This is a genomic window from uncultured Halomonas sp., assembly GCF_947501415.1.
Classification (GTDB): Bacteria; Pseudomonadota; Gammaproteobacteria; order Pseudomonadales; family Halomonadaceae; genus Halomonas.
Map to the genome: position 1 here is coordinate 15320 of NZ_CANMVL010000001.1, position 13241 is coordinate 28560.

Annotated in this window: 9 protein-coding genes; 6 read left to right on the top strand and 3 right to left on the bottom strand. The window is 64.2% G+C overall.

Features of this window, described 5'->3' with window-relative positions; translation table 11 throughout:
- Positions 1-106: 106 nt before the first annotated feature.
- Positions 107-736 (top strand): outer membrane lipoprotein chaperone LolA, encoded by a 630-nt coding sequence (gene lolA, locus Q0894_RS00065; protein WP_299230376.1) that lies wholly within the window; start codon positions 107-109, stop codon positions 734-736.
- Positions 737-884: 148 nt separating this feature from the next.
- On the opposite strand, the gene Q0894_RS00070 is transcribed toward lolA, so the two are convergent.
- Positions 885-2225 (bottom strand): replication-associated recombination protein A, encoded by a 1341-nt coding sequence (locus tag Q0894_RS00070; RefSeq protein WP_299230378.1) that lies wholly within the window; start codon positions 2223-2225, stop codon positions 885-887.
- Positions 2226-2391: 166 nt separating this feature from the next.
- Here Q0894_RS00070 and Q0894_RS00075 point away from each other — a divergent pair, with 166 nt between their 5' ends.
- The 4 genes from Q0894_RS00075 to Q0894_RS00090 all read left to right on the top strand — a co-directional run bounded on the left by Q0894_RS00075 (position 2392) and on the right by Q0894_RS00090 (position 10103).
- Positions 2392-2937 carry a hemerythrin domain-containing protein gene (locus Q0894_RS00075; RefSeq protein ID WP_132044967.1) on the top strand — a complete coding sequence of 182 codons (546 nt, stop codon included), beginning with the start codon at positions 2392-2394 and terminating at the stop codon, positions 2935-2937.
- 191 nt (positions 2938-3128) lie between these two features.
- A complete protein-coding gene (gene murI / locus Q0894_RS00080; RefSeq protein WP_299230380.1) occupies positions 3129-3905 on the top strand; it encodes a glutamate racemase in 777 nt (258 codons plus the stop codon).
- Between the two features lie 63 nt (positions 3906-3968).
- The gene (trmA, locus tag Q0894_RS00085; RefSeq protein ID WP_299230382.1) at positions 3969-5096 is read left to right on the top strand and encodes a tRNA (uridine(54)-C5)-methyltransferase TrmA; all 1128 of its coding nucleotides are present in this window, start codon (positions 3969-3971) and stop codon (positions 5094-5096) included.
- A gap of 168 nt (positions 5097-5264) precedes the next feature.
- A complete protein-coding gene (locus tag Q0894_RS00090; RefSeq protein ID WP_299230384.1) occupies positions 5265-10103 on the top strand; it encodes an NAD-glutamate dehydrogenase in 4839 nt (1612 codons plus the stop codon).
- Positions 10104-10205: 102 nt separating this feature from the next.
- Here the strand turns inward: Q0894_RS00090 and mgtE are convergent, their stop codons facing one another.
- On the bottom strand, positions 10206-11558 hold the full coding sequence (gene mgtE, locus Q0894_RS00095) for a magnesium transporter (protein ID WP_299230386.1): 1353 nt from the start codon (positions 11556-11558) through the stop codon (positions 10206-10208).
- Positions 11559-11720: 162 nt separating this feature from the next.
- On the opposite strand from mgtE, the gene Q0894_RS00100 reads away from it, so the two are divergent.
- Positions 11721-12737 carry a quinone-dependent dihydroorotate dehydrogenase gene (locus Q0894_RS00100; RefSeq protein WP_299230389.1) on the top strand — a complete coding sequence of 339 codons (1017 nt, stop codon included), beginning with the start codon at positions 11721-11723 and terminating at the stop codon, positions 12735-12737.
- Positions 12738-12866: 129 nt separating this feature from the next.
- Here Q0894_RS00100 and rmf read toward each other — a convergent pair whose 3' ends face one another.
- Positions 12867-13073, bottom strand: a complete 207-nt coding sequence (gene rmf / locus Q0894_RS00105; protein WP_132042248.1) for a ribosome modulation factor — start codon at positions 13071-13073, stop codon at positions 12867-12869.
- Between the last annotated feature and the right edge of the window lie 168 nt (positions 13074-13241).

Genomic DNA, 13241 nt, shown 5'->3' on the forward strand with positions numbered 1-13241 from the left:
TGAAACACCGTGCAGCTACCGTGAAGGCGCCGCCGGGGAGGCAACCCGGCGGCATGCCAGCGGTCTCAATGACAGGAATTCACCGGCACCGTTCAGGGAGATGCCCATGACCGTCAAGAAGAGCCTCGCCACCCTCGTCGTTGGTCTCGCCATGCCGCTATCGGCGCTGGCCAGCGAAGGCGCCGAGCGTCTCAGTCGTATACTGGAGCCGATGCAGACCTATGCGGCCACCTTCGAGCAGCAGATACTCGACGCCAGTGGTGAGCGGCTCCAGGAGGCGCGCGGAAGCATGTGGCTGTCGCGACCCGGCAGGTTTCGCTGGGAGGTGGACGCTCCTTATCAGCAGCTTGTGGTCTCCGATGGGGACGACGTGGTGCTCTATGACCCCGACCTGGAGCAGGCCACCGTGCAGGCACTCGACCAGCGTGTGACCCACACCCCGGCGCTGTTGCTCTCCGGTAGTGCCGATGAGCTGGTCGAGAGCTTCAACGTCACGCGTAGCCAGCAGGGCAGCGCAGAGCGTTTCACCCTGATGCCCAGGGATCCCGATACCCTGTTCGAGGAGCTGGAGATGACCTTCCGCGGCGAGCGTCTTGTCGGGCTGGAGATGACCGACAGCACGGGGCAGCGCACCGCCATTGCCTTTCGTGATGTACGCATGAATCAGAGCATCGATGATGGCCGCTTCGCCTTCGAGATTCCCGACGGGACCGATGTGATTCGCGATACCCAGTAAAGCGCCGAGCTGAACGCACCACGCCGCCAAGCTGTTTGGCTATTATGCAGGCAATAAAGCAGCGCCCCGTCGGATTTCAGGTCCGGCGGGGCGCTTTTTTGGGCTAGGCTATTCTGCTTGGCGGCTTGGCGGCTTGGCGGCTTGGCGGCTAGCTGCCGTCTTCGTCCGCCTCGGCATCGAGCTGCTCCCGCCAGGCCATGATCTGCGCATAGCGCTTCTCCTGGCCGTACTCGGTGGGCCGATAGAAGTGTTCGCGAGGCGTCGCATCCGGCCAGCAGTCGTGACTGCTGCCGGCGGGATAGCCGTGGGGTTCGTGGTGGGCATAGCGGTAGCCCTGCCCATGACCCAGTGACTCCATCAGCTTGGTGGGGGCGTTGCGCAGATAACTCGGCACCTCGAGCTGGGGCTGGCTGGCGGCAAAGGCCTTGGCCTGATGCCAGGCCCGGTCGATGGCGTTGCTCTTGGGGGCCACGGCGAGGTGGATGGCGGCATGGGCAATGGCCCGCTGCCCCTCGTAATCCCCCAGGCGCAGATAGGCGTCCCAGGCGGCCATGACCAGCGGCAGGGCGCGGGGGTCGGCGTTTCCCACATCCTCTGAGGCGATGGCGGTCAGCCGGCGGACCACATCCAGAGGATCGCCGCCCCCCTGGATAAAGCGTGCCATGTAGAGCAAGGCGGCATCCGGACGTGAGGAGCGCACCGACTTGTGGATCGCCGACAGCAGGTCGTAGAAGTGATCGCCCTGCTTGTCGAAGGCACTTGCCTGGTGCCCCAGCACCGCTTCCAATGCTTCCCGGCGAAGTATCTCGCTTCCCTCCGGGCCGGGCTCGGTAAAGTCGCAGGCGCTCTCCAACAGCCCCAGGGCGCGGCGAGCGTCGCCCGCGGCGGACCGGGCCAGGACCCTGAGTACATCGGGCTCGGGCCGGATTCGGCGTGTTCCCAGGCCCCTTTCCTCGTCGTCCAGGGCGCGCTGCAACACCTCCATCAGCTCCTCGTCGGAGAGTGACGTCAGGACGTGTACCCGGGCCCGGGAGAGCAGGGCCGAGTTGACCTCGAAGGAGGGGTTTTCCGTCGTGGCGCCGATCAGCGTCAGCAGTCCTGATTCCACGTGAGGCAGCAGTGCATCCTGCTGGCTCTTGTTGAGACGGTGGATCTCATCGAGGAACAGCAGGGTCGCCAGCCCCTGTGTCTGGCGTGCCTGAGCGCGCTCCACTACGGCCCGGATCTCCTTGACGCCGGCCATCACCGCGGAGAGGTGCTCAAGATCGGCACCCGACTCGACGGCCAGGATCTCCGCCAGGGTGGTCTTGCCTGTGCCTGGCGGCCCCCACAGGATCATCGAACGCACAAGGCCGCTCTCGGCCATGCGTCGCAGTGGCTTGCCGGGGCCCACCAGGGCCTGCTGGCCTACATAGTCGGCTAGGCCGCGCGGGCGCATGCGCCAGGCGAGGGGGGCGTCGTCGTCGCGGTCGCTTGCGAAGAGGTCCATGGCGTCTCCTTGCGTTGATGGGGAGGGGGCAGGTCGGCGTCACTCCTGCTAGAGTGGGTTAGCGTCGAGGGCGCCAAAGGGGCCTCGAGATGAACCTAGCCCCGGATGGCGTATCCAATGGAGAGTGCCTTCTCCCATGTTTCCTTCAGGAGGGCCCGACATGCCAATGTTGCCCCAGTTGCGTCAGGATCATGCCAATATGGCGCGCATGTTGCACGTTCTGCAGCTCAAGCAGAAGACCCTGGCGGCCGGCGAGCGCCCCAATTTTCAGCTGGTGCGCGAGGTCGTCGACTATATCCTCGATTACCAGGAGGGCTTCACCCAGCCTCTCGAAAAGGTCTGCACCGAGCGACTCATGGAGCTGGATCCTTCCAGTGTCGAGGTCACCGAACGCCTGGCTCGGGACTACCGGGCGCTGCAGTCGCGACTCAAGCGGCTATCCAATGATATCGACATGATCCTGATGGATGCCGTGGTCCCCATGGAGCACTTCGCCGAGGATCTCAATGCCTATCTGAAGAGCCACCGTGCCTATCTGAGAGATGAGCGTGAGCGCCTGTTTCCGCTGATCCAGGAGAACTTCGATGACGCGGACCTCGAGGCCCTGGCGGCGGCGCTGCCCGAAGGCGCTCAGGCACAGGTCAAGCGTCTTGAGGAGGCCTATCCCGAGCTGTATGCCGAGCTGCGCGATGCTCCCGAGCCGGTGACCTGAGCCTGGCCTTCCCCTCGATAGGCCGGCCCTTGATAGGCCGGTGCTTCGGCTCATCCCCGCTGTGAGGTAGATGTGAGGTAGAATGGCTGGCATTTCAGCGGTCTCTCCCTTGCCATGCCCAGCCTGTACCTGATATTTCCGCCATTACCCAGCTCCTGTTGTTGCCCCCCCGGGCGACGGGGGGCTGGGTGATGGCGGGACCGATTCTGGTGTTCGATTCCGGAGTAGGCGGACTCTCGGTCGTGGCCGCGTTGCGGGCGCGGATGCCCGACGCGGCCCTGGCCTACGCCTGTGACAACGCCATGCTGCCTTATGGGCGTCGTCAGGATGCCTGGCTCGTGGAGCGTATTCTGGCGGTGTGCGAGGCGGCCGTGGCGGCCAGCCGCTGTGCGGCCCTGGTGGTGGCCTGCAATACCGCCAGCACCCTGGCGCTGGATGCCCTGCGTGAACATCTGAGGGTGCCGGTGGTGGGAACGGTGCCGGCCATCAAGCCGGCAGCCATGATCAGCCGAAGTCGCCATATCGGGCTGTTGGCCACCAGTGCCACGGTAGCGCGTCCCTATACACTCCGCCTGATCGAAACCTTCGCCGCTGACTGTCGAGTCAGGCGAGTCGCGGCGGACCCCCTGGTGCGCGAGGCGGAACGCCACCTGGCCGGAGAGTTGCCCGACAGCGCAGTGATCGCCTCGGCCCTGGCCCCCCTGTGGGAGGAGCCCGAGCTCGATACCGTGGTGCTGGGCTGCACCCACTTCCCGCTGCTGCGCGATCTCCTGTCGGCCGCCGCGCCGCGTGCGGTGAGCTGGGTCGACTCCAGCGATGCCATCGCCCGGCGCACCGCCCAGGTGGCATCGGACGTGGCACTCGGGAGTGGCCCGGGGCAGAGCTTTGCCAGCGCCCCCGACATGCCCCTGGCCGGGGTCCTGTCGCGCTTCGGCTTCAGCGGCCCGCGGCCACTCGAACTGGGCTGATCATCCACGCCCAAAACGTCTTTCCCTTTCACTCATTTACATCCCTACTTATCTGGAGGCTTCGTGGCCATTCCTGTCGTCGACCCTGACCGCTACGACCAGCAGCTCGAAGCGAAACGCGAGCGTATCGTCCGAGACTTTTCCCGCTTCGCGCCGCCGGCACTCGAGGTCTACCCTTCGCCGCCGAGTCACTATCGCCAGCGCTGCGAGTTTCGCATCTGGCACGAGGGCGATGACCTCTTCTACGCCATGTTCGAAATTCAAGAGTCCGAGGAGGACACCGAGAACCCCAAGAAAAAGAAGAAGACGGTCATCCGCCTGGATGACTACCCGGTCGCCAGCCGGCAGATCAACGACCTCATGCCGCGCCTGCTCGATGCCATTCGTGACAACGACCCGCTGCGCCGCCGGTTGTTTCAGGTCGAGTTCCTCACCACCCTCTCCGGCGAGGCGCTGGTGACCCTGATCTACCACCGCCAGCTGGACGAGGCCTGGGAGGCCGAGGCGCGTCGCCTGCAGGAGCGCCTCGGGGTGATGATCATCGGTCGTGCCCGCAAGCAGCGCTGGGTACTTGAGCGTGATCATGTCTGGGAGCGTCTCGAGGTGGAGGGACGTGAGTTCGTCTATCAGCAGGTGGAGAACAGCTTTACCCAGCCCAATGCACAGATCTGCCGCTCGATGCTGGCCTGGGCACGGGACGTGACGCGGGACAGCGAGTCTGCAGATCTGGTGGAGCTCTACTGCGGCAACGGCAACTTCACGGTGGCGCTGGCCGAGAATTTCCGGCGCGTGCTGGCCACGGAGATCTCGCGGACCTCGGTCGCCAGTGCCAGGCAAAACCTGGCCGCCAACGGTATCGACAACGTCACCGTGGGACGCATGTCGGCCGAGGAGTTCGCCGCGGCCTTGAAGGGAGAGAAGGGGGGGCGTCGGGTCGCCGAGTGGGCGCTCGATGATTATTCCTTCAGCACCGTGCTGGTCGACCCGCCTCGCGCCGGTCTCGATGATGCCAGCTGTCGCCAGCTGAGCGGTTATTCGCGTATCGTCTATATTTCATGCAATCCGGAGACATTGGCGAGCAATCTGGAGCGTCTGACCGAGACCCATCGAATCACGCGTTTCGCGCTTTTCGACCAGTTTCCCTGGACCCACCACTGCGAGTGCGGTGTGCTGCTCGAGCGACGCGACTGACGAACTCGCGATGCCTCAGCGTAATGCATTTTCGACATGCTCCATGAGCAGATCATCAAGTGACTAGGTCGCACTCCGGGTGTCGCGTAAGCTGACGACAGGGCCCCACCGGGGTCGTGTCGAACACTTCCCGGCCGCAGGAGCGGCCGCCGGTAGCCGAGGTGATGGATGCAGCACGTTGCGAATGACGAAGCCAGACAGGACCTGCTAAAGCAGCTTGATGAGCGCCTGAGCGCCAAACTGGATGCCGCCAAGGCGGAGGCCGTGGGGGCCTTTGCCGAATACTTCTATGCCGCGGTTCCACTGGATGATCTGGAGGACCGCCGGCTCGATGATATCTACGGCGCGACCCTCTCGGTGTGGCACTTCCTGCAGCAGTTCGACCCGGCCGACCCCAAGGTGCGGGTCTTCAACCCGGACTTCGAGGAGCATGGCTGGCAGTCGCCGCACACCTTCGTGGCGGTGCTGCACGAGGACATGCCCTTCCTGGTCGACTCTGTGCGCATCGAGCTCAATCGCCGTGGCATGACCGTGCACGCCATCCATAATGCCGTGCTGGCGACGGAGCGGGACCGTGGCCATCGCCTGCTGTCGGTGACCTCTCCCAAGGACAGCGCGGCCCCGGCCCAGCGCGAGTCTCTGATCGTGATCGAGATCGACCGTCACTCCGATAGCGAGGAACTGCAGGAGATGCAGGCCAGCCTCGAGGAGGTGCTGGTCGATGTGCGTACCGCGGTGGCCGACTTCGACCCGATGCGTGCCAAGGTCGAGGAGGCGCTGTCGGAGCTTCGTTCCTGCTGCCCGCCACAGACGGACCCGGATGATCATGCCGAGGCGATCACCTTTCTGGAGTGGATGCTCGAGGACAACTTCACCTTCCTGGGCTATGACACCTACTCGGTGAAGGGGACGGCGGACAAGGAGAGCCTCGAGAAGGAGAAGGGGAGCGAGCTTGGGGTCTTTCGTCTCGACCAGCCACGCTACCGGGAGCGTATCCGTACCGAGCTTGGCATCGAGAATGGCCACTATGTCTTGGTGCCGGAGCTGCTGACCTTCTCCAAGAGCGCCCACCACGCGAGGATTCATCGTCCCACCTATCCCGACTATATCTCCATCGATCGCTATGACGAGCAGGGGCGCCTGATCGGTGAGCATCGCTTCCTGGGGCTGTTCACGGCCACCGTCTACAACGAGTCGCCGCGCAACGTGCCGATCCTGCGGCGCAAGCTCAAGGCGGTGATGGAGATCGCCGGCTTCAGCCCCAAGGGGCACAACGGCAAGCAGCTGCTGCAGATCCTCGAGGTCTATCCCCGCGATGACCTCTTTCAGATCGATACCGAGGAGCTGGCGCAGACGGCGCTGGGGATCCTCAGCATTCGCGAGCGCCGTCGCGTCCGGTTGTTCGTGCGCGAGGACCTTTCCGGCCGTTTCTACTCCTGTCTGGTCTTTGTGCCCAGGGATGTGTTCTCCACCGAGCTGCGCCTGCGCATTCAGGAGATGCTGTGCGAGGAGCTCGACGCCACCTTCGGCGATTTCAACACCTACCTCTCCGAGTCGGTGCTGGCACGCATCCAGTTTATCCTGCGCTTCAAGGGCGACCGCCCGGTCGAGTACGAGATCAAGCGTCTCGAGACAAAGCTGGCCAAGCTGGCGCGCAACTGGCGTGATGATCTGCACACCGCCTGTATCGATGGTTTCGGCGAGGAGCAGGCCAACCGCCTGATGGACCGATTCCGCGATGCCTTCCCGGCGAGCTACCGCGACGACTTCAGCGCGCGCACCGCCGTCTATGATCTGCACCATATCGGTGAGCTCGACGAGGGAGAGCCACTGGCACTGTCGCTTTACCGGCTGGTGGAGGAGGAGGGCAGCGGGGTCAATCTCAAGCTGTTCCATCGTGGCGCCCCTATTCCGCTCTCCGATGTGCTGCCGATGATGGAGAACCTGGGCCTAAGGGTGCTCGGCGAGCGCCCCTATGAAATCAGTGCCCGGGATTCCAGCTACTGGATCCATGATTTCAATCTCGAGCATCACACCAGTACCGAGGTCAACCTCCAGGAGATGCGCGAGCCCTTCTGCGAGGCCTTTCTGCGTATCTGGGCGGGAGAGGCGGATAACGACGCCTTCAACCGTCTGATCATCGGCGCCAATCTCGACTGGCGTGAGGTGGCGATGCTGCGGGCCTATGCCCGCTACCTCAAGCAGATTCGCTTCGGCGTATCTCAGGACTACATGGCCAATACCCTGGCCAGCTATCCGGAGATCACCCGCGAGCTGGTGACGCTGTTCGAGCTGCGCTTCGACCCCGCCGACCGTCCCGGCGAGGGTGAAGAGGAGGCCTGCGTGGAGCGCATTCAGCGGCTTCTCGACGATGTGGCCAGCCTCAATGATGACCAGCTGCTGCGTCGTTACATGGAGCTGATTCTGGCTACCCTGCGCACCAACTACTACCAGCGACGCGAGGATGGTGGCGTCAAGGACTATATCGCCGTCAAGCTTGAGCCCTCGAAGGTCACCGGCATGCCCAAGCCGCGTCCCGCCTTCGAAATCTTCGTCTGCTCGCCGCGGGTCGAGGGGGTACACCTGCGTGGTGGCAAGGTGGCTCGGGGTGGCCTGCGCTGGTCGGATCGCCACGAGGACTTCCGTACCGAGGTGCTGGGGCTGGTCAAGGCCCAGCAGGTCAAGAACTCGGTGATCGTGCCGGTGGGGGCCAAGGGCGGATTTGTCTGCAAGCGGCTGCCCGAGGGCGACCGCGAGGCCTTCCAGCGCGAAGGGGTCGAGTGCTACAAGACCTTTATCCGGGCGCTGCTCGATGTGACCGACAATCTCAAGGGCGGTGACGTCGTGCCGCCGCGTGACGTGGTGCGTCATGACGCCGATGACGCCTACATGGTGGTGGCCGCCGACAAGGGAACCGCCACTTTCTCGGATATCGCCAACGAAATCTCCGCCGAGTATGACCACTGGCTGGGGGATGCCTTCGCCTCCGGCGGAGCCAATGGCTACGATCACAAGAAGATGGGGATCACCGCGAGAGGGGCCTGGGAGTCGGTCAAGCGCCACTTCCGAGGCCTGGGCGTGAATACCCAGGAGGACGAGTTCAGCGTGGTGGGCATCGGCGACATGGGCGGCGATGTCTTCGGCAACGGCATGCTGCTGTCGGACAAGATCCGGTTGGTGGGTGCCTTCAACCACCTGCATATCTTCGTCGACCCCGAGCCCGACGCGGCGGCCACCTTCGCCGAGCGCAAGCGCCTGTTCGAGATGCCGCGCTCCAGCTGGGCAGACTTCGATGCCTCACTGATCTCCGAGGGGGGAGGGGTCTTCAAGCGCAGCGCCAAGTCGATCCCCATCTCCAAGCAGATGAAGTCGCGGTTCGGCATCCGTGAGGAGAGGCTCTCCCCCAACGAGCTGATCAGCGCCATGCTCAAGTCCGAGGTGGATCTGATCTGGAACGGCGGTATCGGCACCTACGTCAAGGGCAGTGACGAGACCGATGCCCAGGTGGGCGACAAGGCGAACGATGGCCTGCGGATCGATGGCCGTGAGCTCAACTGCCGAGTCGTGGGCGAGGGCGGTAACCTCGGCATGACCCAGCGTGGTCGCATGGAGGCTGCCGCCAGGGGCGTGCGCATCAATACTGACTTCATCGACAACGCCGGCGGGGTCAACTGCTCCGATCACGAGGTCAATATCAAGATCCTGATCGATGAAGTGGTCAAGCGCGGCGACATGACCGAGAAGCAGCGCAACCAGCTGCTCGCCGACATGACCGACGAGGTCAGTGAGCTGGTGCTGCTCGGCAACTATCGCCAGACCCAGGCGCTCGACCTCGCCGAGTTGCTGTCGAAGCAGGGTGTTGGCCCCTTCCGGCGCTTCATCAGCGAACTGGAGGCCGCCGGACAGCTCGATCGTGAGCTGGAGTTCCTGCCCGCCGACGAGGAGCTCCAGGAGCGGGCCGCCAATCAGCAGGGCATGCTGCTACCTGAACTGGCGATGCTGATCTCCTATGCCAAGAGTGTGCTCAAGGATGACCTCATCGTCTCGGACGTTCCCGACGACCCGGTCATCGAGCGCTATGTCGAGCGCATCTTCCCGCGGGTACTGGTGGAGCGGTATCGCGACGAGATGTACCAGCACCGCCTCAAGCGGGAGATCGTTGCCACCCAGCTGGCCAACGACCTGGTCGACCACATGGGTATCGTCTTCGTGCGCCGGCTGATCGACTCCACCGGGGCCGGCCGTGCCGAGATCGCCCGGGCCTACGTCATCGCGCGGGAAGTGTTCGGGCTGGATGAGATCTGGTCGCAGATCGAGGCGCTGGATAACCGGGTACCCAGCGGTGTGCAGTACGCCATGATGCTCGACCTGATGCGGCTGATCCGTCGCGCGACGCGCTGGTTGCTGCGCAGCCGTACCGGTCTCGATACTCGCCAGTGCATCGACTTCTTCGCGCCGCGCCTGGTGGCGATTCGCGAGGGCATCGGTGAACGCCTCAGCGGCGAGGAACGAGAGTCCTGGGAAGCGCGGCGAGACGAGCTGGTGGAGGCCGGGGTGCCGGAATCCCTGGCGGCCAATGTGGCCGCCGCGGGTAGCCTCTATGCCGGGCTTGGCATCATCCAGGCCGCACGCCAGACCGACGTGGCACCCGAGCAGGTGGCCGAGGTCTTTTATGCGATCGGCAACCGTCTGCAGCTCCCCTGGATGATCCGCCGGATCACCGAGTTGAAGGTACGGGACAGCTGGCAGGCCCAGGCTCGCGAGACCTTCCGTGACGATATCGACCGCCAGCAGCTGGCGTTGACCGTCAGTGTGCTGCAGATGGAGGAGGGAGCCGATGACTCCTCCGCCCGGGTCGAGCAGTGGCTCGAGCGGCACGATGCCATGCATGCCCGCTGGTGCCGCCTGATCGAACAGGTCGGAAGCGGCGGACAGGGTGGTTTCCCCCTGTTTGCCGTGGCGGTTCGCGAGCTGGTGGACCTGGCCGAGAGCAGCCGCGACTCCTGAGACACACCTTCACCCACTGCAACAGAGAGACCCCGCCATCAGGCGGGGTCTCTCGGTATGGTGGGGCGAGCAGAGGCGGTCGGGTCTTCGGGAAGGGTGAGCCTAGAGCAGGAAGTAGGTGGCCAGGCCCAGAAAGGACATGAAGCCCACCACGTCGGTCACCGTGGTCAGAATCACCGAGCCCGACAGTGCCGGGTCGATACCGACACGCTTGAGCAGCAGGGGGACGAGAATGCCGGCGACACCCGCCGCCAGCATGTTGATCGTCAGAGCGGCGGCGATGATCACGCTGATGGCGACACTCTTGAACCACATCAGTGCCAGTATCGCCACGACCAGGGCCCAGAGCACGCCATTCAGGATGGCGATGCCGATCTCCTTGCGCAGCAGCCAGGCGCTGTTGGTATTGCTGATCTGCCCCAGAGCGAGGCCACGTATGGCCAGGGTCAGGGTCTGGCTGCCGGCGATGCCGCCCATGCTGGCGACGATCGGCATCAACACCGCCAGGGCGACGATCTGGTCCAGGGCATCCTCGAAGCGCCCGATCACCCCGGCGGCCAGGAAGGCGGTGAGCAGGTTGATGCCCAGCCAGACCGCGCGACGCTTGGCGCTGGACAGCACGGGGGCGAACAGGTCCTCCTCCTCGTCGAGGCCGGCCATGTTCATCAGCGCCTGTTCGGAATCTTCGCGAATGACATCGACGATATCGTCGATGACGATGCGGCCGAGCAGCAGACCCGATTCGTCCACCACGGGCGCCGAGGCGAGGTCATGCGTCTGGAACAGGGTGGCCACATCACGCGACTTCATGTCGACCCGGATGCTGTCCACGTCGTGGTCCATCAGATCGGCCACCGCCATCTCGGGCGGATGGCTGATGAGCCGTGCTACCGGCAGGGTGCCCTGGAACAGGCCGTCACGGTCCACCACCATCAACAGGTGGGTGTTGTCGGGTATCGACTCCTTCCAGCGCAGGAAACGGCACACCGTCTCCAGACTGACGTCGCTGCGCACCGTAATGGTATCGGTGCGCATCAGCCGGCCTGCGCTGTCCTCCTCGAAGGAGAGGGTCTCCTCCAGGCGTTCGCGCTGCAGGGCGTCCATGGAGCGCAGCATGTCCTCGGCCACCTGCTGGGGCAGATCCTCGAAGATCTCCGCCAGATCCGTGGTGTCCATGCTGGTAGCAGCGGCCACGATCTCCTCGTGGTCCATATCATCGAGCAGGGTGCTGCGTACCTCATCATGGACGTGCAGCAGCACCTCGCCGTCGACCTCCCCCGGAACTCGTTTCCAGAGCTGGATACGGGCCACGGGCGGCAGCGACTCCAGCAACAGGGCAATCTCGGCGGGCTCCAGATCGGCCAGCACGGCGTCGACGGCGTCGAGACGGTTCTCCCCCAGGGCGCGATGGATCCGGGACAGGCGGTGTTCGAGGGTTTCGGTGGTGTCGGCCATGTCAGTCTCCCTGGCTCCTCGGTGGTGTGGCAGTGATGCCCCACCCTTGGCGGCCTACAGTAGATCATAAAATTGGTGCTGGCTGTCGGCTGTGACGTCGTTTCCGGCGAGAGGCACTGCTATACTCTCGCCCGCTCGCGACCACCACCCGCCGGAGACGCCATGTATTCCCTCGCTCGCTCGCTGCTCTTTCGCCTGGACGCCGAAACCGCCCATGGCGTGGCCTTGAAGGGGCTGGATCTGGCCAGCCGCCTGGGGGTGGCGGCACGCCTGGGGGGCGAGCGGGTTGAGGACCCGGTAGAGCTGATGGGGCTGCGCTTCCCCAACCGGGTGGGGCTTGCCGCCGGGCTCGACAAGAACGCCGATCACCTCGATGCCTTGGGTGCTCTGGGCTTCGGCTTCGTGGAGGTGGGGACCGTAACGCCCCGTCCACAGTCCGGCAATCCGCGGCCACGGCTGTTTCGCCTGCCGGAGGCGAGCGCAATCATCAACCGCATGGGCTTCAACAACGCGGGGGTCGACCATCTGGTGGCCAGGGTCAGGGCCAGTCGCTTCGACGGCGTGATCGGCATCAATATCGGCAAGAATCTGACGACCCCGGTCGAGCGGGCGGTAGATGACTACCTGGCATGCCTGGAGAAGGTGCACCCTCACGCTCACTACATCACCGTGAACATCTCCTCGCCCAACACCCCCGGGCTGCGTAACCTGCAGTTCGGTGATCATCTCGATGGTCTGCTGTCGGCGCTACGCGAGGCGGGTTCGCGTCTCGATCGCGACAGCGGGCGCCGGGTGCCCCTGGCGGTGAAGATCGCGCCGGACATGGATGCCGACGAGGTGGGGCTGGTCTCCCAATGTCTGGCGGCGAATGACATCGATGGGGTGATTGCCACCAACACCACCGTCTCGCGGGAGGCCGTCGAGGGGCTGGCCCATGCCGACGAACAGGGGGGACTCTCGGGGCGGCCGGTATTCGAGCCCTCCAATCGCGTTATCCGCGAGCTTCGCCGCCGTCTTCCCGAGATGCCGATCATCGGGGTGGGTGGCATCGACAGCGGCGAGGCGGCGGTGGCCAAGCGCGAGGCCGGCGCCGATCTGGTACAGCTCTATTCGGGGTTCATCTACCGCGGCCCGGCGCTGGTGGCGGAGTGCGGCCGAGCCTTGCGCGAGGCGCGCTGAGAGATAAGTGTGCTGGATGGAAGTGTACTAGATAGAAGCGTGCTAGATAGAAGTGCACGGAACGCAAAAAGCCCGCGGCTCGCCGCGGGCTTGAGGAAGCGTGAATCTCGCTTGATTCAGGTTTCGGGTTCACACCACCATGGGGTTCTTGTGGATGCCGGAAATGCCGGTCATGCCGTCCCATTGATCCCCACGACCTTCACGCCAACCGCTCATCCAGTATTCACGAAGATTGACGTCCTGACTGGGACAGTCATCACGGGAGCGTCCTGAGACACCCGCCTTGTAGCCATGCGTATAGGCACGCTGGAAGCGATCACGTTTCTGTCGTTTCATTGGACTACCTCTTGATAAGGTATCTAACTGGCTCGGGAGTCACTCGTGCCGAGCCGTAACAAGCCTCGAGCCCAGTAATGTGAAAGGACGGACTCGATGACAGCAAACGCATGCGTGTTCTTAGTAGCTACTGCCCTATAGATAGCCCAACTCGCTCCGCGTTGTCGA